Source organism: Nocardia sp. NPDC050175 (assembly GCF_044459885.1).
Lineage (GTDB): Bacteria > Actinomycetota > Actinomycetes > Mycobacteriales > Mycobacteriaceae > Nocardia.
Window position 1 is genome coordinate 592,924 of sequence record NZ_JBITJI010000003.1, and the last position, 25,875, is coordinate 618,798.

Genomic DNA, 25,875 nt, shown 5'->3' on the forward strand with positions numbered 1-25,875 from the left:
CCGAGAGTCGGTGCGGATTCTCGCGGGCGGGTGCGGATTCCGGCAAAGGGGACGTATGTCACCCCTGCGGGGGTACCGCCCTGGAATGCCAGGGTGATTGACGGTGCTGCGCCGCAGGTAGGCGCACCGTACTGTGAGGAAACAGACCGGTCGGTGATTGATTTCGCTGGTTACCGTGGTGGTGTGTCCAGGTGCATGTCAGTGCGATAACAGGCGGGCACTACTGTTACAAGACATCGGAATGATCCGCTTGAAAGCTGAGGAGCGATAACGTGACTGTCCGGGTAGGCATCAACGGCTTCGGTCGTATCGGACGTAACTTCTTCCGGGCGGTGGAGGCGCAGAAGGCGCTGGGCACCACCGACATCGAGATCGTCGCGGTCAACGACCTCACCGACAACGCGACTCTCGCGACCCTGCTCAAGTACGACTCGATCCTGGGCCGCTTGCCGCAGGACGTCTCGCTCGACGGCGACGACACCATCGTGGTCGGTGACCAGCGGCTCAAGGCGCTGGCCATCAAGGAGGGCCCGTCGGCACTGCCGTGGGGCGACCTGGGTGTCGACGTGGTCGTGGAGTCGACCGGCATCTTCACCGACGCGACGAAGGCCAAGGGCCACCTCGCGTCCGGCGCCAAGAAGGTCATCATCTCCGCACCCGCCAAGGGTGAGGACCTGACCGTGGTCATGGGCGTCAACGACGACAAGTACGACGGCAGCCAGAACATCATCTCCAACGCCTCGTGCACCACCAACTGCCTCGGCCCGCTGGCCAAGGTGCTGCACGATGCCTTCGGCATCGAGCGTGGCCTGATGACCACCATCCACGCGTACACGCAGGACCAGAACCTGCAGGACGCGCCGCACGCTGACCTGCGTCGCGCCCGCGCCGCCGCGCTGAACATCGTGCCCACCGGCACCGGCGCCGCGAAGGCCATCGGCCTGGTGCTCCCCGAATTGCAGGGCAAGCTGGACGGCTACGCGCTGCGCGTGCCGGTCCCGACGGGCTCGGTCACCGACCTCACCGTGAAGCTGGCCAAGTCGGCCTCGATCGAGGAGATCAACGCCGCGTACCAGGCCGCCGCCGCGGGCGCGCTGAAGGGCTACCTCAAGTACAACGTGGACCCGATCGTGTCCAGCGACATCGTCACCGACCCGCACTCCTGCATCTACGACGCGCCGCTGACCAAGGTCATCGACGATCAGGTGAAGGTCGTCGGCTGGTACGACAACGAGTGGGGCTACTCGAACCGTCTCGCCGACCTCATCGGCCTCGTCGGCAAGTCGCTCTGAGGCCATGACAGTCAAAACTCTCGACGATCTGCTCAGCGAGGGTGTCGAAGGTCGGGGCGTGCTCGTGCGCTCCGACCTGAACGTCCCCCTCGACGACAGCGGCCAGATCACCGATCCCGGTCGGATCATCGCGTCGGTGCCGACCATCAAGGCGCTGGCCGAGGCCGGCGCGAAGGTGGTCGTCACGGCGCACCTCGGCCGGCCGAAAGGCGAGCGGGACCCGAAGCTTTCGCTGGCGCCGGTCGCCGCGAAGCTCGCCGCGGAACTGGGCCGCAACGTCCAGCTCGCCGGTGACGTGGTCGGCGGGGACGCGCTCGCGCGCTCCGAGGGGCTGACCGACGGCGATGTGCTCCTGCTGGAGAACATCCGCTTCGACCCGCGCGAAACCAGCAAGGACGACGCTCAGCGGGCCAAGCTCGCCGCCGCGTTGGTCGAGCTGGTCGGCGACGACGGCGCGTTCGTGTCCGACGGCTTCGGTGTGGTGCACCGCAAGCAGGCGTCGGTGTACGACGTGGCCGAGCTGCTGCCGCACTACGCGGGCAAGCTGGTCGCCGCCGAGGTCGAGGTGCTCGCCAAGCTGACCACGGACACCGAGCGGCCGTACGCGGTCGTGCTCGGCGGGTCCAAGGTCTCCGACAAGCTCGCGGTCATCGAGGCGCTCGCGCCGAAGGTGGACACGCTGGTCATCGGCGGCGGCATGTGCTTCACCTTCCTTGCCGCACAGGGCCTTTCGGTGGGCACCTCGCTGCTGCAGGAAGAGATGATCGACACCTGCAAGGACCTGCTCGACCGGTACGCGGACGTCATTCACCTGCCGCGCGATATCGTGGTGGCGAACAAGTTCGCGGCCGACGCGGACTCGAAGGTTGTTCCGGCACACGAGATTCCGGACGGCTGGATGGGTCTGGACATCGGCCCCGAGTCGACCAGCCGGTTCGCCGCGCTGCTGACCGAGGCGAAGACGGTGTTCTGGAACGGCCCGATGGGCGTGTTCGAGTTCGAGAGCTTCGCGGCCGGTACCAAGGGCGTGGCCGAGGCCATCGTCACCGCGACCGGTAAGGGCGCGTTCACCGTGGTCGGCGGTGGCGACTCGGCTGCGGCCGTGCGTGCGCTCGGGCTGCCCGACGACGGTTTCTCGCACATCTCCACCGGCGGCGGCGCGTCGCTGGAATACCTGGAGGGCAAGGAACTTCCGGGCATCGCAGTGCTGGAAGATTGAGGAGTGCTACGACTGTGACCAAGTCTCTCGCCAGGAAGCCGCTCATCGCGGGCAACTGGAAGCTCAACCTCAACCACCTCGAGGCGATCGCGCTGGTGCAGAAGATCGCCTTCGCGTTGCCGGAGAAGTACTTCGCCAAGGTCGATGTCTCGGTGCTGCCGCCGTTCACCGATCTGCGCAGCGTGCAGACGCTGGTGGAGGGCGACAAGCTGCTGCTCACCTATGGGGCGCAAGATATTTCGGCGCACGACTCGGGTGCCTACACCGGCGAGATCAGCGGCGCGATGCTGGCCAAGCTCGGCTGCACCTTCGTCGCGGTCGGTCACTCCGAGCGGCGGCAGTACCACCACGAGGACGACGCCACCGTGCTGGCCAAGGCCAAGCAGGCGCTGAAGTACGGGATCACGCCGATCGTCTGCATCGGTGAGGGCCTGAACGTCCGCGAGGCGAAGACGCACGTCGAGTACAACCTCGAGCAGCTGCGTGGTTCGCTGAAAGGCCTGACGGCGGAGGAGATCTCGAAGGTCGTCATCGCCTACGAGCCGGTCTGGGCCATCGGCACCGGCAAGGTCGCCACCCCCGCCGACGCGCAGGAAGTCTGCGGCGCGATCCGCGCGGAGCTGGCCAAGCTGGCCTCCCCGGAGATCGCCGCCGGCGTCCGGGTGCTCTACGGCGGCTCGGTCAACGCCAAGAACGTCGGCGAGCTCGTCGGCCAAACCGACATCGACGGTGCCCTGGTCGGCGGCGCCTCGCTCAAGGGTGACGAGTTCGCCACCCTGTCCGCAATCGCCGCAGGTGGCCCCCTGCCGTAACCGTTTCCACCCACCAGAGCCGGGCACCGCGTCAGCGCTGCCCGGCTCTGCTCTGTTGTGGATAGTCTGTGCCCCATGCCGACCGAGCGAGCTGAATACCTTGCGGCGCTGCCGCGTAAGCCTATGGGGGCCGGTGCGTTATTCGTCGACGAGGCGGAACGGGTGCTCCTGGTCGAGCCGACATACAAGGACCACTGGGAACTGCCGGGCGGCGTTGTGGAAGCCGATGAATCGCCATACGTCGCAGTCGTCCGGGAGATCGGCGAGGAGTTGGGACTGACGGTGCCCATCGGGCGGCTGCTGGTACTGGATTGGGTTCCGTCGGGCCGCTATCCGACCGATGGGGTGATGCTCGTCTTCGACGGTGGAGTGCTGAGCGCCGAACAGGCCGAGGCGATATCGCTTCCTGCGCAAGAGCTTCGGAGCTGGGCCTGGTGTGACACGGCTGCGGCAGCGGCGCGTCTGCCTGCGGTGCTGGCCAGGCGGGTGGCGGCAGCGAACCGCGCTCGGGCCGAGGGCATTACGGCCTATCTGGAGGACGGGTTCGTCGTGTGCTGATTACTCGGCGCGGAGGGTGAGGCCGTTGCCGTTGGTGTTGCGGAGGGTGAGGGTGTCGGCGTCTACCGTGGCGGTTGTCTTGCCGTCCAAGGCTTTCAAGACTGCTTGCTCGACCTCCATTACCTCGGGGGAGCACAGCATCTTGGTGGTGGCGATTTGGAAGGTGAGGTCGGTGTCGGGACCTGTTGCGTGGCCGGTCATTCGGTTGCAGCCTGCGGTGCCGGAGACGGTGCCGTCTTCAGAGATGGTGAGGGTTGGTTTCACCTCATCGATTGTCTGGGAACGGATTTGGGCGTCGGGGGTGATGAGGGCGGTGACGATCCAAGTGCGGCCCTTGATCGGGCGGTCCGGGTTGGCCACCTTCTTGTCCTGCATGGTCACCGTCAGCTTGTCGTTCTTCAAGGTCAGCTTGGTGTCGTCGAGTTGCCAGGTGGGATCGGAAGTCAGTAGGCCGTTGAGCCATTCGTCGGCACCCGCGTGGTCGCCTGCGCAGGCCATGAGGGTGCCTGCCAGGCCGGTCACGTGCAGTTTGTTGTTGTCCAGTGCGACCGCGCCCGAATAGGAGTTGCAGCCCGCGTCTGCGGCGATCCGGTCGTCTTTGAAGGAGAGGGTCAGCGGGCCGCCGCCGGGGATCGGCGCGCCGTCGACTGCGATGGAGAGGAAGGTGCGGCCCGCAAGGGTCGGCGCGGTCGAGTTCGAGTCCGAGTCGCCGCTCGAGCAGGCGGTGACCGCGAGGAGAGCCAACAGGGCGACCGGGCCGAACCGCAGAAAGGTAGCCGACATGACGGCGATGCTACCGACGGCGTGCGGTTCGGCCTGGTGTTCGGCAGGTCAGACCGGCATGCCGAGCGCGGAGGCGAGCACTCCGCCGATGGTGTTGACGACCGTGCCGATCGCGCCGGGGTCGAGGATCTCCGAAGGGACGTCGCGATTGTTGCAGCCATCCGCGGCGGGGATGCCGTTGAGCCGATCGTTCAGCCAGATCACGGCCGAACCCGCACCTGAGACGGCGGCGACACCGTGTTCGCTGAGCAGGTCACGGGTGTAAGCGACCTTGGCGTTCGGATCCTTGCAGTAGGTGTCGTAGAGCTTGTTGACCGCGTTCACCGGCATGACCTCGTCGAGCGGGGCCTCGTAGATGTAGATCGGCGCGGTGGGGGTGCCGCGCCGCCCGAGGGCCAATTCGTTCAGTACTGGCTGCATTTCGGGCGCGCGCAGCGGATCACCGCCGGGGTAGTCGAACAGGCCTTTGATGTTCACGAACGGGAAGCCCGCGAATTGCAGTGCGACACACTGCCCTTCGTGCACCACCCGTAATGCCTTGCCGAACGGGTTCATGTACTGATCGATGAACTTGTTGACCTGCGGGTATTCCCTTGCCACGCCGAACAATCCACCGAGCACCGCGCCACCGAAGGTCGAGGTGCCGTTGTTGTAGTCGGCGGCCATGGTGATGTCGGCCATCAGGCCGCCGGTCGCGGAGCCGACGAGGTTCAGCTCGGGCGCGTACTGGGGTTGTAGTTCGGCGGCATGTCCGGTCGGGATGGCGCCGCCGGAGTAGCCCCACAGGACGGTGCGGGTGGCCGCGCCGGGCAGACCGGCCTCGTCGAAGTTCTCTGCCGCGCGGATCCCGTCGAGGGTGATCCGGCCGCCGAGGGGGCCGACGGCGTAGGCCGCGTTCGGTCCCTCATGGTCGGGGATGACCACTGCGTGCCCCAGCTGGAGCATGGCCTGTATCTCGATGAACTCCAATTGATGAATCGGATTCAGCGGGTTGGGCAGCGACCCCATCTGCAAGGCATAGGACGGTGCGCAGTTCTGCGAGAGCGAATCCTCGGCGATTTGGAACGAGACCAGTCCGCGCTGCCCGCTGGGTGCTGGGCGATACGGCACGATCACCGTGGCGACCGCGGGAATGGCTTCGCCGCGGGTGTTGGTGCTGCGATAGGACAACTGCCAGGCTCGCGTGTTGAGCGGGATCAGCCAGGCATTGGCGAGGTTGACCTGGCGCGCGGACAGGATCTCACCCGGCTGGGCTGCGGCCACCGTGGCCGGATCGGGGTTGTAGAACCCAGGGTCCAAGAACGGCGGAGCGGGCGGCAGCGGGAACGGTAGCGGGGGTGCCACCGAAACCGGATCCGCATGTGCGGCAGCGATCGTCAATGGACATACCGCGACGGTCAACCCCGCGGTCAGAGCCAGGCAAGTGTGCGCGACCATCCTTTTGGTGCTTGCGGCAGTGCCCATCTTCATTCGGAACTCCTCGACCTCTACGCAACATTGCGAGCCAGCTCCCGGGTAAAAAGAGAGCAACTATTTCCTAACTGGCGGGTCGACTGTAGGGTCCACGCTGTCGCTGTGTCAACGATCACGCTGACCCGATGACGGCCGGTTCGAGCCGGACCGGGCAGGATGGGCAATCATGACCGGGAGCGCCGAAACACCGCGTCCACGCCGGACGCAGCAGGAACGCCGCGCCGCCACCGTCGCCAAGTTGATCGACGCGACGATCGCCGCGATCGGCGAGGTCGGCTATCAGCGCACGACCGTGCAGGAGATCTGCGGGCGGGCCGGGCTGTCCGTCGGGGCGATGTTCCGGCAGTTCGACAGCAGGCTCGACCTGATCGTGCGGACCGCAGAGGAGATCGTCGCGCGGCAACTCGCCGCGTTCACCGTGGTGATGGAACACCTCGGCGAGCACGCGAACCCGCTCGACACCGCGTTGCGCTTCCTGCAGGAGGCCCAGTCCGACGGCGTCACCCACGCGCTGCGCGAGATCTACCTCGCGGCCCGGTCGGACGCCGAACTGCGGGTCAGGATCGCGCCGACGGTCGAGAGCTATTACGACGAGATCGCCGCCGCAGTAGACCACACGGGAGTGCTGGACCAGTTCCCGCAGCGGCTGCGCGAACCCATTTTCTTCATGGCGCTGCACGTGTTCTCGGGGCAGGCGGTCGTTCGAGGTGTGTATCAGCGGCCCGAACTCGACGAATCGGTCCTCACGCTGGTCGCGGACCTGTTGCGCACCTACGCCGGTTCGGCGGAGGAATAGGTCGCGCGGATGAGGTTGTGGACGCTGCAGGCACCCGAGGTGGTCGCCGCGGTGCGCGAGAGTGGTTGCTACCGTGCGAGCTGGGATCTGGTGTCCTCGAATTTTCGGCCGGCGTTCCGGGTGATGGCCGCCGAAATGGCAAGGCGCGGTATCGATTGCGGAGATTCGCCGCCGGTATGGTGCTGGCCGGGTCGCGGACTTCGCGGCGGTTCCGTCCGGCGCACCGCGAATGCGCTTCTCGGAGACCATGAATGGGCGCACGGTAGGTGGTTGCTGAAACTCCGTGCGCCGGAGGCCTGCACGCTTGCCACGTCGTACTCGGCATGGAACGACCACCTTGCCCACACCCTCGGCGACCCCGACGGCGCAGCCGAAATGGACTGGACCGGTCGGCTGTATTCCGACTGGGACGAACAACAGGTGACGATCCCCGAACTGCGCTCCGAGTGGATCGTACGAGCACGCCCCTACCTGCCGGACGCCGAGACCGCGGCCAGGATCGCGGCAGATCCGTTGCTGCGCGCGCTCGAGCGGTAATCGTGTGTGCGTCCCTATCGGCTGAGTGTCGAGTCGGCGGGCAGGACTGCGGCAGATCCAGCACTGCGAGCGCCCGAGCGGCAATGCATGCGACAAGCCGCGCCGCTGGCCATTAGGATCGGCCCCGTGCATCGATGCTTCCCGATTACTCCGCCGCCTGCCTCCTGAGCGAGGTGTAGGCGTACTTCCGTATCAGCCCAGCCAAGCGCGGTCTGACGGACCGCGTCGGGTGGTGCCCCCGTTACTGCGCGCTACGGCGATGTGCGGTCTGAGCAGCCGAGTTCGGTGATGCTCGTTCCGCGTATCTGCGCATTCGCTGTGGCGATGCGTGGTCTGAGGACGGACGGTACGGGCTTGTGCGTCTGTTCGGCATTCGTTGTGCACCTCGCTTCCGCGACCCCATCCCTCTCTGTCGCAGGAGCGCGAACCTTTCATGTCCATATCTCTGTCTACGACCGGCCGTTCCGGGTTGGTCTACCTCGTCGGCGCCGGAATGCTCTGGGGCACCGGCGGTTTGCTCGGTACGCTGCTCGGGCGTGCCACCGGGTTGTCACCGATCGCGGTGGCCACGTGCCGACTTGCCGTCGGCGGGTTGTTGCTTGTTGCCCTCCTTGCCGCAACCCGGCGGCCTTGGCCTCGAAATCTCTTGGCCTGGCGCAGAATCGGCGCGGTCGCGGTATTGGCCGCCACCTTCCAGGCGTGCTATTTCGGGGCGGTAGCGGCGTCGTCGGTCAGCGTCGCCACGCTGATTACCATCGGTGCGTCACCAGTGGTGGTCGCAGTGCTGGAACAGCTCACCGGCCGGCGTGTCGTGGATCGCAGGCGGGCCGCGACTATCGGGCTGGCCCTGTCCGGATTGGCACTGCTGGTCGGCGTTCCGTCTGATGAGGTGGGATCCGCTGGACTGCTTGCCGGTGCGGCTCTCGCCGTCGTGGCCGCAGCGGCGTTCGCGACGGTCACCGTGATCAGTGCCCGGCCGGTACCCGGCCTCGACCCGATGACCACGACCGGCCTCGGATTCACCGGTGGCGCAGCACTACTCGCCCCACTGGCGATCACCACCGGAATCACGTTCGCCCCGAACATCGGCAGCTTCGCCCTGCTCGCTGCCCTCGGATTGGTGCCGACAGCAATCGCCTACACCCTGTACTTCCGCGGCCTACCCGACGCCGGACCCGGCACCGCCGCGATCCTCGCTCTGCTCGAACCTCTCACCGGCGCAATCCTCGCCGCCATCGTCCTCGGCGAACGACTGACTCCACTGGGTATGCTCGGTGCCGCCCTCCTCACTGTGGCACTGATTCTCGCGAGCAGTCGCCCGAGCACCGGCGAAACCACGGGCCGGATGGACTGAGCCGCAACCGATCCGCTCCTACCGTGGCGGAGGCCGACACATAGACGACTCCACCTCGCTGGCCCTCGGTCCCGTCGTGCGCACCGGCGCGCTGTATTTTCGGTCTTCTCGCTGACGCTCGCTCACGCGACGTCACATCAGCTCGCGCACGATGCGCGACGATGTCGATCCTCGTACGTTCGATCACCATGGGAGCGCCTCGACGACATTCCTCGGCGCGCCGACCAGGATCGGGCTGGCGCGGTCCAGCCGCGACGGCGTGCCGTCACGACCGGCGCGGCGACCCTGCCGTTCGGATGGCTAAGCTTCGGTGAGTGATCACCGCGCCTAACACCGCTGTCTCGACCTGGGCTCCGTTGAGGTCGAGGGTGTATCGCGCGTTGTGGATCGCGCAACTGGTGTCGAACCTGGGCACCTGGATGCAGACCGTCGGCGCGCAGTGGGTGTTGGTCGACGAGCCGAATGCGGCCGTGCTGGTGTCGTTCGTGCAGACCGCGATCACGCTGCCGGTGATGCTGCTTGCCATTCCGTCCGGCGTGATCGCCGACCTGGTCGATCGGCGCAGGCTGTTGCTGGGCGCGCAGTCGACGATGGCGGTGCTCGCCGCGGTGCTCGCGGTGTCGACGGCGACCGGGCACACCACCCCCTCGGTATTGCTCATTCTGCTGTTCCTGATCGGCTGCGGGCAGGCGCTCACCGGGCCCGCCTGGCAGGCGATTCAGCCGGAACTGGTGCCGCGCGAACAGATTCCGTCGGCGGCCGCGCTTGGCAGCATGAGCATCAATATCGGGCGAGCGGTGGGGCCCGCGATCGCGGGTGTGCTGGTCTCGCTGTCCGGGCCGACGTTCGTGTTCGTGCTCAACGCGGTGTCGTTCGGCGGCATCGTCGCGGTGCTCGCGTTGTGGCGCAGGCCCGCGACGGATCGGCTGCTGCCGAGCGAGCGCCCGTTGGCGGCGCTGCAGGCCGGGACCCGGTTCATCAAGGCGGCACCCGCGATCCGGCGGGTGCTGTTGCGCTCGATCCTGTTCATCGCACCGGCGAGCGCGATCTGGGCGCTGCTGCCGGTGATCGCGCGCGACGAACTCGGGCTCGGCTCGTCCGGCTACGGGCTGATGCTCGCTGCGCTCGGCATCGGTGCGGTGCTCGGCGCGGTCGGTCTTTCGCGGCTGCGCACCCTGATGACGCCCACGCAGCGGCTGAGCACGGCCGCCGTGCTGTTCGGGATCGCGTCGGCGGGCACCGCGGTGCTGCACGTGGTGCCGCTGGTGTTGGTGCTGCTGGTTTTCGCCGGTTTCGCCTGGCTGCTCGCCATGTCCACGATGAACTCGACCATGCAGTTGCTGCTGCCCGCGTGGGTGCGTGCGCGCGGGCTCTCGGTGTATCTGCTGGTGTTCATGGGCGGGCAGGCGATCGGCTCGCTGGTCTGGGGTGTGGTGGCCGGCGCGGCCGGGCCGGTGTTCGCGCTGCTGACCGCGGCGGTGCTGCTCGGGCTCTGCGCGGTGAGCACGGTGTGGCTGCCGATCAGTCACAACGCGGAGAACATGGATCAGACGCCTGCGGCGTTCTGGCCGGAACCGCAGGTCGTCGTCGAACCCGATCCGGCCGACGGACCGGTCATGGTGCTGCGCACCTATGACGTGCCGCCGGAGAATCTGGACGAGTTCATGACCGCGATGGTGTTCGTCGGCCGGTCCCGGCAGCGCACCGGCGCGATGGAGTGGCGGCTGTATCGCGACATCGGCGTGCTGGACCGCTACGTCGAGGCGTTCGTGGTCCGGTCCTGGGCCGAGCACATGCACCAGCACCAGGTCAGGCTCACCGCGCAGGATCAGATCCGCGAGCAGGAGGCGTACAAATTCACCATTGGGGACGACCAGATCACCCACTTGGTCGCGATCTTGCCTGCTTAGGATCGCCCTTGCCGAGTGCCTGATTCGGTGGGATCGGATCGTCCGCATACACTGTCCGGCATGCGGATGTTCCTCGATATCCTCCTGATCATCGCCAGCGTGCTGCTGGTGCTGCTGGTGCTGCTGCACCGCGCCAAGGGTGGAGGTCTGTCCAGCCTGTTCGGCGGCGGTGTGCAGTCCAGCCTCTCTGGCTCGACCGTTGTGGAGAAAAACCTCGACCGAATCACTGTCTTCACCGGCCTGGTCTGGCTCATCGCCATCGTCGGCATCGGCCTGGAGATCAAGTTCGCCTGATCAGGCGCGTCACCACACCGGCCGCGATCGTCGCGCCCGCCAGCACCATGGCGGCGATGACGAACGCGGCCGGATAGCTGTCGCCGATTACCGGCGCCACCACCAATGGACCGAGCATCTGCCCCGCGCCATAGACGGCGGTGAGTGGTGCCGCCACGTTGCCGTCCGACAGTTCACCGCCGATCCGAATCGCCAGCATCACGATGCCGACGAAGGTCGCGCCGAACAGCGCCGCCGACAGCAGGGCAGGCCACACCGCGGCCGACACGGCGGGCAGCACCGCCGAAACACACTGCGCCAGTAGCGCGATCGGCATCGCGACCGCCGGACTCCAGCGGCGCGCGGCAACACCCCACAGCACGGTGGCAGGCACCGCGGCCGCGCCGACCACCACCCAAATCCACGCGCCGACTACTTGTCCGCGCTGATCACTGACCGCTGCCACCAGGAACGTGCCGATCACGATGTACCCGAGGCCCTCCAGAAAATAGGAGACCAGCAGCGCCCGCCACGCACCCTTCGACCGGATGGTGGCCTTGCCCGCGCGGCGACCGGGCTGGATATCGAGACGCAACGCGGGCATCAGCAACACCACGGTCAGCGCTGCCGAGACCAGCCACATGCTCTGCCAACCCAGGAACGGTCGCACCGCCAAAACCAGCAACCCGGTGAGCGCGATGCCGAAACCGACTCCGCTGATGGCGATTCCGGCCGCGTCCCGACTGCTGCCGTGTCTGGCGGCGACCCCGGCGCACGCGACGAAGATGACGGCGCTGGTGACACCGGCGATAAGGCGCAGTGCCGCAGGGAAAATCGTCGGCGCGGGCACGGCCATCAGCAACTCGCTGATGATCAGCAGCACGGCGGAGATGCGGAAGATGTTGCGGCTGTTCAGTTCCGGCCAGCGCGTGAGCAGAATGGCGCCGAGTAGATAGCCCGCGTAGTTGGCGGTCGCGATCACCGCGCCGTCATTGGTGGTGATCTGGTGCGCGTCCACCATGATCGGCAGCAGCGGCGTGTAGACGAACCGGCCGACACCCATCGCGGCGGCCAATCCCGCGGCGGCGGCGAAGGCGGGTGCGAGGCTGTGGCGCGGTGCGGGAGCGAGGGTTGCGGTCACTACAGTGACCGTACGGTCTGGTTTTTCGTCTGTGAAATGCTTTCTGTGCACCATGTATACGCTGGAAGCATGGACGAAGATGCGCTGCCGGACAGAGCGCCTTCGTCTGCGGCGGGAGGTCCGAGCGTAGGTGGGGCGGCGAATATCGAGCTACGGCATCTCCGCGCGTACGTCGCGCTGTGCGAGGAGTCGAACTACACCCGCGCCGCCGTCCGACTCCACCTGAGCCAACCCGCGCTGACCAGGACGATCCAGCAACTGGAGCGGCACATCGAGTGCCGTCTCATCGAACGCACGTCCCGGCGCTTCGAACTGACCGAGGAGGGTGCCGAACTGCTGGCGCATGCCAGGCGAATCCTCGCCGACGTCGACACGGTCACCGCTCAGCTCCGGTCCCGTGCCGCCGTCGAGGTGGGGTTCGCCTGGCTGCTGCCCACCACCTGGCTGGCCGCGACCCGTCGCCGCTACGAGGCACTCGGCGGTCGCATCACGCTCCGACGCATCGATGATCCGCTGGCCGCGCTCGACGCCAGGTCCATCGATATCGCCATATACCGCGGCGAGACCCAACTGCCCGGCCATCTCGAATCGCGGCTGATCGCCACCGAACAGCGGATACTCGCCGTCGCCGCGAACTCACCGCTCACGACGGCAACCGATCTGCGCTGGGCAGATCTCGCCGGATATCCGCTCGTGGTGAACGTGGTATCCGGCACCACCCACGCCGAATCGTGGGATCAGCGCGACCCGAACCGCCCGATCATCACCTGCCGGAACTTCGAGGAGTGGATCGAACTGGTCGCGGCCAACCGCGGCATCGGCGGCGCCCCCGCCGTTGCCCGCACCCGCGCACCCCATCCTGGAGTTGTCTACCTGGACATCCCGGACGCCCCACCAACCCACGTCTACCTCGCATGGCACACCACCCCCTCCCGCGCAGTCCAACGCTTCCTCGCCGTCGCCTAAGCCCCATGCCGTCGAAATCCGCACTCTCTCTCGGGACCTGCACTGGCTTTAGGGCCCTATTCCGAGTGCAGATCCCGAGAGAGAGTGCAGATTTCGCTGATAGCGCCACCTCGGGTGTCGTTGATCGTGCACCTCACACCCCCTCGGTCGGCCGCTCACCGTTTCTGTACCCCTCACACCCCCTGCACCGGGTGTGAGGGTTGAAGAAAGGGTGTTCGGCCAGAACAAAGGGTGCACATCGGAGCCCCCGCGGCCCCCAAAACGCCCACACGACACACTCACTGCTTCGAAAGCGCTCGAGAACAGCACCACAGCCAGATGACCACGCTGGAACGCGACATCACGCACCTGACCGATAACTAAGGTCGGGGACCCCACCTGACGCGCCCAGCACTACTCCGGTCATCCGATGAACCAGTCGACAACCCCTGGGCCAGCACACCACCGGAGATCTCTCAGCACACCAACCCGAACCAGTACACCCACAGACCCCCGAAAAGGTGAACCTATCGGGCAAGAGCTTCTAAGGAACTCCGCACGTGGACAGGTCATAGAAGCTGAAGACCTATCCACGTTTTCCCGTGAGTAGTGCTGGGCGCGTCGCCTGCCGTACCCGGCTTTAGGTGTACGTCAGGTGCACGATGTCGCGTTCCCGAGGTGGTCATCTGGCTGTGGTTGCGTTCCAAGCGCTTTGGAGGAAGGGGAGGTGGGGTGGTGGCGGTTCCAGCGGGGGTCATCTGGCCTGGGTTGTGTCCAAGCGGTTTAGACCAGGGCGGCGTAGTGCGGGTTCCAGCGTGGTCATCTGGCTGCGGTTGCGTTGCGAGAGTTCGATAATCAGCGAACCCCGGCTCCCGGGGTGGGGAAGATACAAGCCGTACACCCGTTGTGTCAGCCTCACACCCCCTGTACTGGGTGTGGGGCTGACACAACGGGTGTACGGATGGGTTTTCGCGGGGCGATCGGGCTGTGGTTGCGTTCCAAGCGCTTTGGAGGAAGGGGTGGTGGCGGTTCCAGCGTGGTCGTCTGGCTGGAGTTGTATCCCAAGCGCTTTGGACAAGATCGAGTAGTCATTGGTCGGACTGTCGAGTGATCCACGGTGGTCGGCGCGCGTGAATTGTCCAGCTGCGCACGAAATTGCCAGCAATTTTGTGCGCAGCTGCACAACTTGTGCGCGGGAGGGGATTCCTTGCCGTTGGCGGCGCGGATCTGCACCTTCTCTCGGGATCTGCACTCGGAATAGGGCCCTAATGTCGGTGCAGATCCCGAGAGGGTGCGCGGATTCTGGGAAGTGGTGCGGGTGTTTGTGGAAGCGGTGGGTGGGGTTAGTCGGTGCGGGGGATGCGGCCGTCTAGGTCGGTGAAGGAGTAGGCGTCGGCGAGATCGGCTACGCGGCAGGCGGATCCGGTGCGGGTGTGGCGGTCGGGGGCGTTGGCGAGGGCGACTACTGCGCGGCCGGGGAAGTGGGGGGTTTCGGCCTGGGTGAGGTCGAAGGTGCCTTCGCCTGGCAAGGTGACCAGGCGTTGGCCTTGGGCGTCGGCTGGAACTAGTTGCAGGAGTTCGGTGTCCACGATGCCGGGCCATAGTGAGACGACGGTGACCTTCGTATCGGCCAGGTTGTGGGCCATGTCCGCGGTGAGGCGGTCCAGTGCGGTCTTCGCGACGCCGTATACCGCGTTGTGCATGTAGCGCTGTGCGCCGGGTGACGAGATGTTGACCATCAAGCCGTCCGACTCGATCAGCAGCGGTGCCGCGTAAACGCTTGCTACGTAATGGGATCGGACGCCGATGTCGAAGGTCTCGTCCCAGGCTTTCGGCGGGACCTCCCAGAACGGTTTGCCGAGCCAGCGTGCCGCGGCGGGGGAGTTGTAGACGTTGTTCACCAGTACGTCGAGGCGTCCGTGGTCGTCGCGGATCTGCTGGAACAGGCGCTGCACCGCCTCGTCGTCGCGGTGATCGCAGACGAACGGAACGCCGACGCCACCAGCCGCGTCGATCGCTGCGGCGGTTTCGCCAACCGTGCCAGGCAGTCGACCCGGGGTATCCGTGCGCCCGGTGACGTACACCGTCGCACCCGCCGCACCGAGCTCCAAGGCGATGCCCTTGCCGATGCCGCGACTCGCGCCGGTGACCACCGCGATCTTGCCGGTCAGTGGGTTAGGTATTCCGCTCACGACTTCAGGACACTACCGTGAAACGAGAACACGTTCTAGGTTTTGGAGGCCGCAGTGGAGTTGACGCATCGGTTCGTGACCGCCAACGGCGTCCGAATGCACGTCGCCGAGCAGGGCGAGGGGTATCCGGTGATCTTCTGTCACGGCTTCCCGCACACCTGGTTCATCTGGCACAACCAACTGGAGTCCGTAGCAGCCGCCGGGTATCGAGCCATCGCTCCGGACCTGCGCGGTTACGGGCAGACCGATGTGCCGACCGACGTCGAGTCCTACACGAATCAAGCGGTGATCGGTGACCTGCTCGCCCTGCTCGACGACATCGGAGCCGAACAGGCGGTGTTCGTCGGCTTGGACTTCGGCGCGGCGCTGGTGTGGGAGTTGGCATTACGCGCGCCGGAGCGAGTGCGCGGCGTCATCGTGCTGAACAACCCCTTCGCGCCCCGCCCGCCACGCTCGCCGTCCCAACTCTGGGCGAAGGCCGCTGCGCGACACTTCCTGCACCTGCACTACTTTCAGACACCTGGCGTCGCTGATGCCGAACTGGCAGCTCGCACAAGGGAATTCCTGACCCGGGTCTACTACTCGCTCAGCGCCGACTATCACTACCTCGACACCTGGCAGTTCCCCGCTGAGGGCACCGGATATCTCGACGTCCTCCCCGAGGCACCTGCCTTGCCATGGCGCTGGCTCTCCCTGAGCGAATTCGACACCCTGGCCCAGGATTTCGAACGTACCGGCTTCACCGGCGGCCTGAACTGGTACCGGGCCCTCGACCGCAACTGGGAACTCACCGCCGACTACGCCGACGCCTCCGTCACCGTCCCCGCCTACTTCATGTATGGCGACCACGACCCGGACATGGAAGGCTTCAGCGGCCGCGACCCGCTCACGACCCTGCGCAACTCCGTCCCCGACCTGCGCGAAGTAACCAAGATCGCCGACGCGGGCCATCTGGTCCAACTGGAACGCGCGACCGAGGTCAACAACCTACTCACCGCCCACCTGCGCGAACTCGTCACCAACCCATCCGACGTGCCCGCCTAGCACTCGCCGACCACCGCATCTGCCACCAAAGGCGTTGTCAGGCATGACTGTTGGCGGTATTCGCTAGGCACAACTCACGGCTGTCGAACCGAAAATAGTTTGTGACCACCTGGACGATCGATGATGATCGCTGTGGTAGGGGTTCGATCGGGTTCGTCGGGGAGGGCGGAATCGTGAGTCAGTCGGAGATCGGCGAGAGTTCCCCAGGTTATCTGGATCTGTTGCGGCCGCGCGGTATTCCGTTGCTGTTCGCGGGTGCGTTCGTCGGCCGAATGTCGGTGGGGATGATCCCGGTCGCGGTGGTGCTGTTCATTCAGCAGGCCACGGGATCGTTCTCGGTCGCGGGTCTGACGATGGCGGGGTTCGCGATCGGCATGGTGGTGGCGGGGCCGGTTCGGTCCTGGATTTCTGTACGGGTCGGGCACAGTGCGGCGCTGCTGGTGTTGTCACTGGTCAGCGGATCGGCGTTGGTGATCCTGGTGCCGGCCGCGCGCAGTGACACGCCATGGCTGTTGGCCGCATTGGTGACGTTATCGGGTTGCAGCGCACCACCATTCGGTGCCTTGATGCGGGTCGGATGGTCGCGGAAGTTGCCGCAGCAGTGGGTTGCTCGTGCGTTCGGGTTGGACTCGGTAGTCGAGGAATCGACGCTGGTCGTCGGGCCTTTGGTAGCGACCGGCGCGGTGGCACTCGCGGGGCCCGGTGTTGCCGTGCTGGTCGCTGGTTCGGTGTGTGTGCTCGGCGGATTGCTGATGGCTTCGGCGGCGGAGAAGGGGCGTCTGGAATCGACCGAGAGCAAGGCCGGTGGCGGCAAGTTCTCGGTGGTGGCCAGGCGAATTCGATGGCTGCTGGTGGTGTTCGCGGGGGTCGGGTTCACGATCGGCGCGATGGAAGTGACGGTGCCTGCCTTGGCGACCGAGGCCGGTCGTGCTTCGCTCGCGGGTGGGCTGCTCGCCGTGCTGGCGTTGGGCAGCGCGGTTGCCGCACTGCTCTACGGCCGTCGGAACTGGAGTACGAGCGCCTCGGTGCGGCTGATAGTTCTTGCGTTGCTGCTGGGAGTCGGCGCCGCGCTGCTTGCCACCGTGCACGGACTGGGTCTCGCGGTTCCGCTGCTGGTCTTGGTCGGTGTGGCGATAGGTCCTGCGGTCATGACGGTATATCTGCTGGCCGACGCCCTGACCGAGGGAGCTGCCCACAAGACCCACAGTGCCATTCTGGTCAACGTGGCATGCAACGGTGGGTCCGGGCTCGGCGCGGCCGTGGCCGGGATGGTCATCGCCGATTTCGGTATCAGTCGGGCATTCCTGTTGTCGGGCAGCGCAACTGCGATCGCAACAGGGTTGGGGTTCGCACTCTTTGTCCGAGATAGGAAACCGGCACCGCTGTCGAGTGCGACCACTGACTGTCCGGCGCTCTGACAGCTGGCGATGCCAAAGGCCCTCGGCTGGTGCGCCGTTCGTGTCGGTGGGTGTCGCTAATGTTCGATCATGAGTTACAGCCTGAGCGTTTACGTCGTCGAGTTAGATAGGGTCAGGGCCGCGATCGGTTCGCGGGACGACAAGCTCCGGCGGATGATCGGTGGCCGGTTCAAGGCGCAGTTGGCGCATGCCGACGACTGGTTCGCCGAGGAGATCGCCAACGGTGCCCCGCCGCGCTACGACGCGGTGCGCGCGGTCATCGACGGTGGGCCGTTCGATCAGGGCTACGGCTTCCAATACGCGTACGCATATCAAACGATCTGCCAGTTCTACGGCCGATTCCTGGACAACCGCTACTTCTCGCCGTTCCGTGGCAGCTGGCTGGAACAGGTCGACGAGGGTCTCGCCGAGCTCGGCATCAAGGCGATCAGCCTCGCCGATTTCGTCTACCACGCGCTACCCGCCGCCCTCCCGGAGCCTGAGGAGCTACCCGGCTACGGCGAATGGACCCCGGAGCAATGCGCGGAAGCCCTGGTGCAATGGGAATCGACCACCCTTCGACAGCGTGAGGAGATCGACCACGAGGTGCTCGCCGCGATCGAATCGTGCATGGAGTGGATCCGCGAGGCACAGGCCAGGCCGGGCTGGGGGATCGCGGGCTTCTTCGTCTGAGGGTGGAGCTCAGCGGTATTCGTCTTCCCGCTTCGGGTAGTCGGCCCACTGCGGCAGCGGTTGGTAGTCCAGGTAGGCGGTGAGCCGATCCAGCAGGTACTGCCAGCGCGGGCCGATTTCGCGTGCGTCGGCTGGGCTGACATGACGACGGACCAGCTCGACATTGGTGACCACACCGACCTGAGTCATCCGAATCTCCAGCAGACACCCGTCGATGTGCACGATCAACTCGTGCGGCGCCTGGCAGTGCCCGACCCGGACCGCGACCGGACGTGACACCGGTCCGTCCATCGGTTCGATCGTCAGATTCCCGCTGCCGCCCGACACCGCGCCGAGCCACCGCGCCAACTGCCCGCGATCGGTCGCCGCCGACCACACCTCGAGCACCGGCTTACGGAACGATCGCAGATAGTGCAGGAGCACGAGTTCGCCGTCCGCCGCGCGATCGTGCTCCGGCCGAACCTCGCCGAGCATGGACATCATCGTCATCCCGTGCCCTCCACTGCTGGTCGTCACCTGCCATTGGCTATCCAGTATTCCCCGGTCGAATCCGAATCGTGGGGATACGGGTCCGGCGTGCCAACACGGGATTCGACGTGGCCTCGACGAGGACAACGGACGGCGGCAGTGTGACCGCCGTGTGACGAAGCGATGATCGGAAAACTACCGATCGGTAGCAAGCCGGTTCGCAACCATCGTTGAAAAATAAAGTAGCGCAATACAATACAACTATTGCGCAACTTGCTAACAACGCATATTAGATGCGTTCGCCGAGATGCGGAACCGGTTGGTGGTCTGTACATTTGGTGCAGCCCGAACTGCGCAGGAGGGGTCGGGACTCGTAGAGCATGCCTTCGTCGTGAACGTGAGTGCGAAAGTACGGAACTTGTCACAGTCATTGAATGCGCCGGAAGGCGAGCGTCGGGAACCACTCTTTCGACGTCTGCGCATGCCCTTGTTAGCCCTGCTCACCTGCGCCGCGATCACCTCGGTGGTCGTGGTGATCGCGGTGTACTACGCGCCGACCGACTTCCGCATTCCGCTGACCGCGGGTGCGGTCACCGCCGCTATCGCGTTGTGCGCCACGGCAACTGCGGCCGTGCACTATCGCGGTGCCGCCCGGCGGGCCCGCGAGTCCGCAGCGGCGATCACCGCCGAGGCCACGGCCAGGATGGCGGCCGCGAGCGAGGCCGCCGGCGTGCACGCGTGGGAAGCGAAGAGCAGCGACAGCCGCCGGTCCGCCGCGATGGCCGCGTTCGCCGGTGCGGCGGGCCGCATGCAGGCGATGACCACCAGCATGCTCGCCGAGCTGCGCGAGATGGAACACCGGCACGCCGATCCCAAGGTGCTCGCCGACCTGCTGCACCTGGACCATCGCACCGCGCAGGCAGGCCGCCTCGCCGACAGCATCGCCGTACTCAGCGGCGCCCGATCCGGGCGGCGCTGGGCCAAACCCATTGCCATGGAGTCGATCCTGCGTGGCGCGATGGGCCGCGTCGCGGGTTATCAGCGGGTCCGGTTGCGCGCCATCGCGGAGATCGCCATCGCCGGTCACGCGGCCGAGGGCGTGATGCACACGCTGGCCGAACTGCTCGACAACGCCTGTAATTTCTCCCCGCCCACCACCGAGGTGCATGTCTATGCCGCCGAAGTGCCTGCGGGCGTGGTGCTCACCATCGAGGACAGTGGCCTGGTGATGAGCGAATCGGCGCTGCGCCGCGCCGAACAGACCGTGTCGAACGCACCCCAGGACGGGCGCGGCCAGCGTTCGTCGGACCTGTCGTCGTTGAGCGGCACGCGGCTCGGTCTCGCGGTCGTCGGGCACCTCGCCCGCAAGCACGGTCTCACCGTGTCCTACCGGCCGTCCGCCATCGGCGGCACCGCAGTGGTCGTGGTGGTTCCTCGGGATCTCACTGCGCGCGTTGACCGTTCACAACCGGCGTCCCTGGCCACCAACCCGGCGATACCGACCTCGACGTTGCCCGGCGCGACCTCGCCGGTCGCCATCGCACCCAAGCCCGTCGCGCCGACACTCCAGCCCGTCGCGCTGACACCCAAGCCCGCCGCGCCGACACCCCTGGCCGCCGAACAGGCGCTGCCGGAACCCGCCGCGCTGCCCGAGCCCGCCGCCGAGCACACCAGCATGGGCCTGCCGAAACGGCGCCGCGGCAGCACCTTGGCCGCGGTCCATCCCGCCGGCCTCTCGCTACCCTCGCTCGACGCGCCCGCGGCGACCCCGCCCGCGTCGACACCGGCGGCCTTCGGTGCGTTCCAGCGTGCGTTGGCCGGTCGTGACACCGACAACTCCGCTGCCGCAACACCTTCCCCGTCCCCTACCGTTGCCGTGGAGAATGATCGATGACAACGTCTGTTCCGTCGCAACTCAGCTGGCTGCTGGAGCAACTGCTCGCCCGCACCCCGCGCACCCGCCACGCGCTACTACTCTCCGGCGACGGCCTCAAGATCTGCCACACCCCGGAACTCAGCATGGACAAGGCCGACCAGCTGTCGGCCATCGCCGCGGGCATCCAGAGCCTGTCGCACGGCGCCTCCGTCGAATTCGGTGACGGCAGAGGCGGTGTGCGCCAGTCGATGACGGAGTTCTACGGCGGCATCCTGTTCATCGTCGAGGCGGGGCTGGCCGCGCATATCGCGGTCGTCGCCGCCGAGGACGCGGACGCCGGCCTGGTCGGGCACAACATGCGGGAGCTGGTCGAGCAGCTAGGCCATCATCTCGCGTCCAAGCCACGAGTCGGGGGAGCGAGCGTGTCGTGAACAGGCCAGGGCGCGACGACGATCCCGACCGGCTCTACACACTGACGGGGGGACGCAGCAAACCGGACTCCGACAGCTTCGACCTGGTCACCCTCGTGGTCAGCGAATGCGATCCGACCCAGGGCATGCAGTCCGAGCACGTCGCGATCCTGGACATGTGCCGCGCGCCCACCGCGGTCGTCGAGATCGCCGCCGAGCTGCGCATCCCGGTCGGCATCGCCACCATCCTGCTGTCGGACCTGTTGCACGCAGGCAAGATCACCGTCCGGCATCCGAGCAACGGCCCCGCTTACCCTGACGCGCCGTGGAATTCGGTGCCCGACTCCACCACCCTCGAGAAGGTGCTCGTTGGACTCCGCAACCTTTGACGCTCGGCCCGCCCGTGCCGACGCACCGCTGAACAGCGCGACCCGCCAGGGACTGAAGATCGTCATCGTCGGCGGTTTCGGGGTCGGCAAGACCACCATGGTCCGCGCGGTCAGCGAGATCCGCCCGCTCGACACCGAGGCGACGATGACCAACGCGGGCATCGGCATCGATGATCCGAGCGGTGCGCCGGGCAAGTCGACGACAACGGTCGCCTTCGATTTCGGGCGCATCAGCATCGACGCCGAAAACGTGCTCTACCTGTTCGGCGCGCCGGGGCAGGAACGCTTCTTCTTCCTCTGGGACCGGTTGTTCTCCGGTGCCCTCGGCGCGATCGTGCTGGTCGACCAGCGCCGGATCGCCGACTCCTGGTACGCCATCGACCGCCTCGAAGCCCAGCACACCCGATTCGTGGTGGCGTGCAACAACTTCGGCGGGCCCTCTCGACTCGACGAAGTCCGCGACGCCCTTGACCTGGATCCGCAGGTGCCGCTGGTCGACTGCGACGCCAGGTCGCGCGAATCCTGTAAGAGCGTGCTGATCAGCCTGGTCGAGCACATCTATGCCGATGCACCGCGAGCGGAGACCGCATCATGACCATCTCGAGCGCCGCATCATCGGCTGCCACCGGCGGCTGCCCGGTCGACCACGACGCGGTGCCGTTGAGCGGCCCGCGCTTCCACACCGACCCGCAGCATCTCTACCGCGAGATGCGCCGTGAGCACGGGCCTGTCGTGTCCGTCGAGCTGCCGGGCAATGTTCCGGCCTGGCTCGTCATCGGGTACCGCGAGCTGCACCAGGTCACCAGCGATCCGGAGCTGTTCCCGCGCGACGTCAGCCTGTGGAACCAGTGGCCGAACATCCCCGAGGACTGGCCGCTGCTGCCGATGGTCGGGCAGCCGCGGCCGTCGATCTACTTCACCGCCGGTGCCGAGCATCGCAGGCATCTGGCGATGGTCGAGCCCGCGCTGGAATCGGTCGATCCGTTCGAATTGCGCCGCACCTGTGAGGAATTGGCAGACCGGCTGATCGACGGGTTCTGCGGCCGGGGCGAGGCGGATCTGGTCGCCGAGTTCGCCGTGCCGATGCCGGTGCTCGCGCTCGCCTGGGCGCTCGGCTTCCCCGACGAGGACGGGCCGCGCCTGGCGTGGAGCATGAAGGCGCTCGCCGACGGTGGCGCCGACGCGCAAGCCGCGTACGGGCGGTACTACGAGCAGATGCAGCAGGTGCTCGCCTCGAAGAAGGCGCGGCCGGGCACCGACCTGGTGTCGCGGATGCTGGCGCATCCCGGTTCGTTCAGCGACGAAGAGTACGTGCAGGACCTGATGGCGGTCACCGCCGCGGGGCATCTGCCGACCGCCGACTGGATCGGCAACTCGGTGCGGCTCATGCTCACCGACGATCGGTTCGCCGCGGCGCTCGGCGGCGGGCGGCGCAGTGTCGGCGAGGCGATGAACGAGGTACTGTGGGAGGACACGCCCACCCAGATCCTCGCCGGGCGCTGGGCGGCGCGCGATGCCCGGTTGGCGGACAAGGTGATTCGGGCGGGCGACATGCTGCTGCTCGGCCTGGCCGCCGCCAACGCGGATCCGCATGTGCGCCAACATCTGGTCGACGGTGTCGAGCCCGCGCACACGGGTAACAGTGCGCACTTCGCGTTCAGCTATGGCGAGTACCGGTGCCCGTTCCCGGCTCAGCAACTGGCCGAGATCATCGCGCGGACCAGCATCGAGGTGCTGCTCGATCGGCTGCCCGATATCGATCTCATGGTTCCCGCGCAGAACCTGGTGCGCCGCCCGTCGGCGTTCCTGCGCGGCATGACGTCTTTGCCGGTTCGTTTCACCCCAGTTCGTGCAGTCGGAGGTACCCCGTGACCCAAACATGTCCATTCGCCATCGATCCGATGGTCGGTGACCTCGCTGGTGAGACCAGCTATCTGCGCACGAATGGTCCGGTCGCGCGGATCGAACTGCTCGGCGTGCCCGCCTGGACGATCACCGAGCATGCCGTCGCCAGGCAGCTGCTCGTCGATCCTCGGCTGATCAAGGACATCAGCGGCTGGTCGCTGTGGAACTCCGGCGTGGTGACGCGGCAGTGGCCGTTGATCGGAATGATCGATGCCGGTCGGTCCATGTTCACGGTGGATGGGGCCGAGCATCGGCGGCTGCGGATCAAGACGACGCAGGCGTTGTCGCCGCGTCGACTAGAGGAGATCCGGCCCGTCATCGAGCGACTAACCGCCGAGCTGCTGGACGATCTCAGCGCCTCGAGCAGTGGCGATGCTGTCGTTGATCTGAAAGAGGTCTTCGCCTACCCGCTGCCGATGCGCGTCGTCGGTGAGCTGATGGGGGTGGATCGCGCCGATCACCCGATGCTGCTCACCTGGTACAAAGCCTTCTTCTCACTGGTCACCCCGCAGGACGAGCGGTTGCGGGTGATCGATGAAATGGATGTCTACTACACGGATTTGGTGCGTAAGAAGACCGCCAACCCCACCGACGACCTCACCAGCGCCCTCATCCTGGCCGCCGACGGTGGCGAGCCGCTGACCGAAGAGGAAGTGGTCGGCAACCTGAAGGCGCTGGTCGCCGCCGGTCACGAGACCACCGTCGGCCTCATCCTCAACGCTGTCCGCGCCCTGCTGGCCCGGCCCGAACAGCTGGACAAGGTGCGCAGCGGCGACATCGAGTGGAAGCAGGTCGTCGAGGAAACGCTGCGCTGGGACAGCCCCGTCAGCCACCTCCTGATGCGCTTCGCCACCGAGGACATCACCATCGGCGACACCGTCATCGAAAAGGGCGAGGGCGTCGTCATGTCCTACCGCGCCATCGGCCGCGACACCGCGGTACACGGCGAGAACTCCGACGACTTCGACATCACCCGCTCAACCTCCAACCGCCACTTGACCTTCGGCCACGGCCCCCACATCTGCCCCGGCGCCGCCCTCTCCCGCCTCGAAGCCGGCATCGCCCTACCCGCCCTCTTCGACCGCTTCCCCAACCTCCGCCTCGCGGTGCCGGACGAGGAAATCCGCAACTTCCCGGTCCTCACCCAAAACGACCTGGCCGCGTTCCCCATCCACCTGGGCTGACGATCCGCGCACGTAAAAGCGCCGCGCACGCGCACAGCACCCGCACTCTCACTCGGGACATGCACTCGGAATAGGGCCCTATTCCGAGTGCATGTCCCGAGTGAGAGTGCGGATTTCTATCCACAGGGCCCGAGTTATGCACATTTACGGGGTGGTGGGTGGTGGGCGGGGGGAGGGGCGGTGATGATCGCTGGCATGGGGCAGTTGGATGTGCATCGGCGGGGTGCGGAGTTGCGGCGTGGGCTCAGTGACGAAGAGATTCGTCGCCGATATACCGGCACCGACTGGCATCGGTTGCGGTGGGGTGCCTATGTCGAGCGCTTGCAATATGAGGAACTCGATGACGTCGATCGGCACCGGACGCTCATCGACGCCATCGAGCCGACCATGGCGGATGACGCGGTCGTCAGTCATCAGTCCGCCGCAGTGATCTATGGGGCACCACTGTGGCAGGCACCGTTGGACCGGGTCATGGTCACGCGAAACCGCCGTTACGGCGGTCGGATCAAGTCGGACGTCAAGGTTCACTGTGCGCCGATGGATGCTGTGGTCGAGATGGATGGTCTGTTGGTTACGACGCCGGCCAGGACGGTGGTAGATCTGGCGCGGACATTGCCGTTCGAGTCGGCAGTCGTTACCGGAGACGCGCTGGTACGTGACTTCGGCTTGTCAGGAAACGACCTCGCGGCCGAATTAGAGGTGGCGAAGTCCCGCCGCGGCATCGCAGCTGCGCATCGCGTGGTGTCGTTCTTGGACGGGCACAGTGAGAGCGTGGGCGAGTCACGTAGCCGCGCGATGTTCGCGCGGCTCGAGTTGCCCGCACCGGTTTCCCAAGGAAATGTCTTCACCTCGGCGCACAAGGTCTTGGGACGAGTCGACTTCTATCTCGAGGGCACCGGAGTGCTGTGCGAGTTCGACGGCCGGATCAAATACGGACGACTGCTTCGCTCCGGGCAAGAACCCGGCGATGCGGTGTTCGCCGAGAAGCTTCGCGAGGATGCGATGCGCGCGTGCGGATTCCAACTCGTCCGATGGACATGGCAAGACCTGACCACCGAACACCCCGCAACCCGAATACGCGCAGCACTGGCTCGCCAGCGAAGCACGCCATACGACGGCTACATCACCCAGGCCCCACTCCCACCGCCCCGCCCGTATGTGACCAAGATCTGCACCCTGACTCGGGATCGGCACTGAGAATAGGGCCCTATTCCGAGTGCTGAT

25 protein-coding genes are annotated in these 25,875 nt (G+C 66.4%); 20 read left to right on the forward strand and 5 right to left on the reverse strand.

Annotation, left to right across the window (positions count from 1 at the left end; genetic code table 11):
- Positions 1-272 precede the first annotated feature (272 nt).
- The 4 genes from gap (at position 273) to ACIBK2_RS13725 (ending at position 3,881) form a co-directional block, all read left to right on the forward strand.
- The gene (gene gap, locus ACIBK2_RS13710) at positions 273-1,292 is read left to right on the forward strand and encodes a type I glyceraldehyde-3-phosphate dehydrogenase (RefSeq protein ID WP_396966917.1); all 1,020 of its coding nucleotides are present in this window, start codon (positions 273-275) and stop codon (positions 1,290-1,292) included.
- A gap of 4 nt (positions 1,293-1,296) precedes the next feature.
- Positions 1,297-2,511 carry a phosphoglycerate kinase gene (locus ACIBK2_RS13715; RefSeq protein ID WP_396966919.1) on the forward strand — a complete coding sequence of 405 codons (1,215 nt, stop codon included), beginning with the start codon at positions 1,297-1,299 and terminating at the stop codon, positions 2,509-2,511.
- A gap of 14 nt (positions 2,512-2,525) precedes the next feature.
- Entirely contained in the window at positions 2,526-3,323 is a 798-nt protein-coding gene (gene tpiA, locus ACIBK2_RS13720) for a triose-phosphate isomerase (RefSeq protein ID WP_396966921.1), read from the forward strand.
- 75 nt (positions 3,324-3,398) lie between these two features.
- On the forward strand, positions 3,399-3,881 hold the full coding sequence (locus ACIBK2_RS13725) for an NUDIX domain-containing protein (RefSeq protein WP_396966923.1): 483 nt from the start codon (positions 3,399-3,401) through the stop codon (positions 3,879-3,881).
- Here the strand turns inward: ACIBK2_RS13725 and ACIBK2_RS13730 are convergent, their stop codons facing one another.
- Both ACIBK2_RS13730 and ACIBK2_RS13735 read right to left on the reverse strand, forming a co-directional pair.
- A complete protein-coding gene (locus ACIBK2_RS13730; protein WP_396966925.1) occupies positions 3,882-4,664 on the reverse strand; it encodes an META domain-containing protein in 783 nt (260 codons plus the stop codon).
- Between the two features lie 48 nt (positions 4,665-4,712).
- Positions 4,713-6,134, reverse strand: a complete 1,422-nt coding sequence (locus ACIBK2_RS13735) for a lipase family protein (RefSeq protein ID WP_396966927.1) — start codon at positions 6,132-6,134, stop codon at positions 4,713-4,715.
- Between the two features lie 169 nt (positions 6,135-6,303).
- On the opposite strand from ACIBK2_RS13735, the gene ACIBK2_RS13740 reads away from it, so the two are divergent.
- From ACIBK2_RS13740 to secG, 5 genes are all read left to right on the forward strand, one after another.
- Positions 6,304-6,933 carry a TetR/AcrR family transcriptional regulator gene (locus ACIBK2_RS13740; protein WP_396966929.1) on the forward strand — a complete coding sequence of 210 codons (630 nt, stop codon included), beginning with the start codon at positions 6,304-6,306 and terminating at the stop codon, positions 6,931-6,933.
- Positions 6,934-6,942: 9 nt separating this feature from the next.
- Positions 6,943-7,470: a hypothetical protein gene (locus tag ACIBK2_RS13745; RefSeq protein WP_396966931.1), complete on the forward strand. Its 528-nt coding sequence runs from the start codon at positions 6,943-6,945 to the stop codon at positions 7,468-7,470.
- A gap of 433 nt (positions 7,471-7,903) precedes the next feature.
- Entirely contained in the window at positions 7,904-8,824 is a 921-nt protein-coding gene (locus ACIBK2_RS13750; protein ID WP_396966933.1) for a DMT family transporter, read from the forward strand.
- 314 nt (positions 8,825-9,138) lie between these two features.
- The gene (locus ACIBK2_RS13755) at positions 9,139-10,734 is read left to right on the forward strand and encodes an MFS transporter (RefSeq protein WP_396966935.1); all 1,596 of its coding nucleotides are present in this window, start codon (positions 9,139-9,141) and stop codon (positions 10,732-10,734) included.
- Between the two features lie 60 nt (positions 10,735-10,794).
- A complete protein-coding gene (gene secG / locus ACIBK2_RS13760) occupies positions 10,795-11,028 on the forward strand; it encodes a preprotein translocase subunit SecG (RefSeq protein ID WP_357392034.1) in 234 nt (77 codons plus the stop codon).
- On the opposite strand, the gene ACIBK2_RS13765 is transcribed toward secG, so the two are convergent.
- Positions 11,015-12,148, reverse strand: a complete 1,134-nt coding sequence (locus tag ACIBK2_RS13765) for a YbfB/YjiJ family MFS transporter (protein WP_396966937.1) — start codon at positions 12,146-12,148, stop codon at positions 11,015-11,017. The two genes, secG and ACIBK2_RS13765, sit on opposite strands and share 14 nt — an antisense overlap.
- Positions 12,149-12,217: 69 nt before the next feature.
- Between ACIBK2_RS13765 and ACIBK2_RS13770 the strand changes: the two genes are divergently transcribed.
- Positions 12,218-13,114 carry a LysR family transcriptional regulator gene (locus ACIBK2_RS13770; RefSeq protein WP_396966939.1) on the forward strand — a complete coding sequence of 299 codons (897 nt, stop codon included), beginning with the start codon at positions 12,218-12,220 and terminating at the stop codon, positions 13,112-13,114.
- 1,322 nt (positions 13,115-14,436) lie between these two features.
- Here ACIBK2_RS13770 and ACIBK2_RS13775 read toward each other — a convergent pair.
- Positions 14,437-15,285 carry an SDR family NAD(P)-dependent oxidoreductase gene (locus tag ACIBK2_RS13775; RefSeq protein ID WP_396966941.1) on the reverse strand — a complete coding sequence of 283 codons (849 nt, stop codon included), beginning with the start codon at positions 15,283-15,285 and terminating at the stop codon, positions 14,437-14,439.
- Between the two features lie 54 nt (positions 15,286-15,339).
- On the opposite strand from ACIBK2_RS13775, the gene ACIBK2_RS13780 reads away from it, so the two are divergent.
- From ACIBK2_RS13780 to ACIBK2_RS13790, 3 genes are all read left to right on the forward strand, one after another.
- Complete coding sequence (locus tag ACIBK2_RS13780; RefSeq protein WP_396966943.1) at positions 15,340-16,329, forward strand: alpha/beta fold hydrolase; 990 nt, start codon at positions 15,340-15,342, stop codon at positions 16,327-16,329.
- Positions 16,330-16,502: 173 nt separating this feature from the next.
- Positions 16,503-17,747, forward strand: a complete 1,245-nt coding sequence (locus ACIBK2_RS13785; RefSeq protein ID WP_396966945.1) for an MFS transporter — start codon at positions 16,503-16,505, stop codon at positions 17,745-17,747.
- A 69-nt stretch (positions 17,748-17,816) separates the two neighbouring features.
- A complete protein-coding gene (locus ACIBK2_RS13790) occupies positions 17,817-18,419 on the forward strand; it encodes a hypothetical protein (RefSeq protein WP_396966947.1) in 603 nt (200 codons plus the stop codon).
- Between the two features lie 9 nt (positions 18,420-18,428).
- On the opposite strand, the gene ACIBK2_RS13795 is transcribed toward ACIBK2_RS13790, so the two are convergent.
- A complete protein-coding gene (locus tag ACIBK2_RS13795) occupies positions 18,429-18,908 on the reverse strand; it encodes a hypothetical protein (protein WP_396966949.1) in 480 nt (159 codons plus the stop codon).
- A gap of 460 nt (positions 18,909-19,368) precedes the next feature.
- Here ACIBK2_RS13795 and ACIBK2_RS13800 point away from each other — a divergent pair, with 460 nt between their 5' ends.
- From ACIBK2_RS13800 to ACIBK2_RS13830, 7 genes are all read left to right on the forward strand, one after another.
- On the forward strand, positions 19,369-20,781 hold the full coding sequence (locus ACIBK2_RS13800; RefSeq protein ID WP_396966951.1) for an ATP-binding protein: 1,413 nt from the start codon (positions 19,369-19,371) through the stop codon (positions 20,779-20,781).
- Positions 20,778-21,194: a roadblock/LC7 domain-containing protein gene (locus ACIBK2_RS13805; RefSeq protein WP_150408408.1), complete on the forward strand. Its 417-nt coding sequence runs from the start codon at positions 20,778-20,780 to the stop codon at positions 21,192-21,194. The genes ACIBK2_RS13800 and ACIBK2_RS13805 overlap by 4 nt, the downstream gene beginning before the upstream one ends.
- Positions 21,191-21,562, forward strand: coding sequence for a DUF742 domain-containing protein (locus tag ACIBK2_RS13810; protein ID WP_357392043.1), 372 nt, complete (start codon positions 21,191-21,193; stop codon positions 21,560-21,562). Before ACIBK2_RS13805 ends, ACIBK2_RS13810 begins: the two co-directional genes overlap by 4 nt.
- On the forward strand, positions 21,543-22,157 hold the full coding sequence (locus ACIBK2_RS13815) for an ATP/GTP-binding protein (protein WP_379291990.1): 615 nt from the start codon (positions 21,543-21,545) through the stop codon (positions 22,155-22,157). Before ACIBK2_RS13810 ends, ACIBK2_RS13815 begins: the two co-directional genes overlap by 20 nt.
- Positions 22,154-23,434, forward strand: coding sequence for a cytochrome P450 (locus tag ACIBK2_RS13820; RefSeq protein ID WP_396966954.1), 1,281 nt, complete (start codon positions 22,154-22,156; stop codon positions 23,432-23,434). The genes ACIBK2_RS13815 and ACIBK2_RS13820 overlap by 4 nt, the downstream gene beginning before the upstream one ends.
- Positions 23,431-24,651: a cytochrome P450 gene (locus tag ACIBK2_RS13825; RefSeq protein WP_396966956.1), complete on the forward strand. Its 1,221-nt coding sequence runs from the start codon at positions 23,431-23,433 to the stop codon at positions 24,649-24,651. Before ACIBK2_RS13820 ends, ACIBK2_RS13825 begins: the two co-directional genes overlap by 4 nt.
- A gap of 183 nt (positions 24,652-24,834) precedes the next feature.
- Positions 24,835-25,848 carry a hypothetical protein gene (locus tag ACIBK2_RS13830; RefSeq protein ID WP_396966958.1) on the forward strand — a complete coding sequence of 338 codons (1,014 nt, stop codon included), beginning with the start codon at positions 24,835-24,837 and terminating at the stop codon, positions 25,846-25,848.
- Positions 25,849-25,875 lie beyond the last annotated feature (27 nt).

Bases quoted from the DNA above. Each gene is read 5' to 3' on its own strand.
- ACIBK2_RS13715 (WP_396966919.1), top strand. From the start codon at position 1,297: ATGACAGTCAAAACTCTCGACGATCTGCTCAGCGAGGGTGTCGAAGGT.
- ACIBK2_RS13725 (WP_396966923.1), top strand. From the start codon at position 3,399: ATGCCGACCGAGCGAGCTGAATACCTTGCGGCGCTGCCGCGTAAGCCT.
- ACIBK2_RS13730 (WP_396966925.1), bottom strand. From the start codon at position 4,664: ATGTCGGCTACCTTTCTGCGGTTCGGCCCGGTCGCCCTGTTGGCTCTC.
- ACIBK2_RS13735 (WP_396966927.1), bottom strand. From the start codon at position 6,134: ATGAAGATGGGCACTGCCGCAAGCACCAAAAGGATGGTCGCGCACACT.
- ACIBK2_RS13740 (WP_396966929.1), top strand. From the start codon at position 6,304: ATGACCGGGAGCGCCGAAACACCGCGTCCACGCCGGACGCAGCAGGAA.
- ACIBK2_RS13745 (WP_396966931.1), top strand. From the start codon at position 6,943: ATGAGGTTGTGGACGCTGCAGGCACCCGAGGTGGTCGCCGCGGTGCGC.
- ACIBK2_RS13750 (WP_396966933.1), top strand. From the start codon at position 7,904: ATGTCCATATCTCTGTCTACGACCGGCCGTTCCGGGTTGGTCTACCTC.
- secG (WP_357392034.1), top strand. From the start codon at position 10,795: ATGCGGATGTTCCTCGATATCCTCCTGATCATCGCCAGCGTGCTGCTG.
- ACIBK2_RS13770 (WP_396966939.1), top strand. From the start codon at position 12,218: ATGGACGAAGATGCGCTGCCGGACAGAGCGCCTTCGTCTGCGGCGGGA.
- ACIBK2_RS13790 (WP_396966947.1), top strand. From the start codon at position 17,817: ATGAGTTACAGCCTGAGCGTTTACGTCGTCGAGTTAGATAGGGTCAGG.
- ACIBK2_RS13795 (WP_396966949.1), bottom strand. From the start codon at position 18,908: ATGACGATGATGTCCATGCTCGGCGAGGTTCGGCCGGAGCACGATCGC.
- ACIBK2_RS13800 (WP_396966951.1), top strand. From the start codon at position 19,369: ATGCCCTTGTTAGCCCTGCTCACCTGCGCCGCGATCACCTCGGTGGTC.
- ACIBK2_RS13805 (WP_150408408.1), top strand. From the start codon at position 20,778: ATGACAACGTCTGTTCCGTCGCAACTCAGCTGGCTGCTGGAGCAACTG.
- ACIBK2_RS13820 (WP_396966954.1), top strand. From the start codon at position 22,154: ATGACCATCTCGAGCGCCGCATCATCGGCTGCCACCGGCGGCTGCCCG.
- ACIBK2_RS13830 (WP_396966958.1), top strand. From the start codon at position 24,835: ATGATCGCTGGCATGGGGCAGTTGGATGTGCATCGGCGGGGTGCGGAG.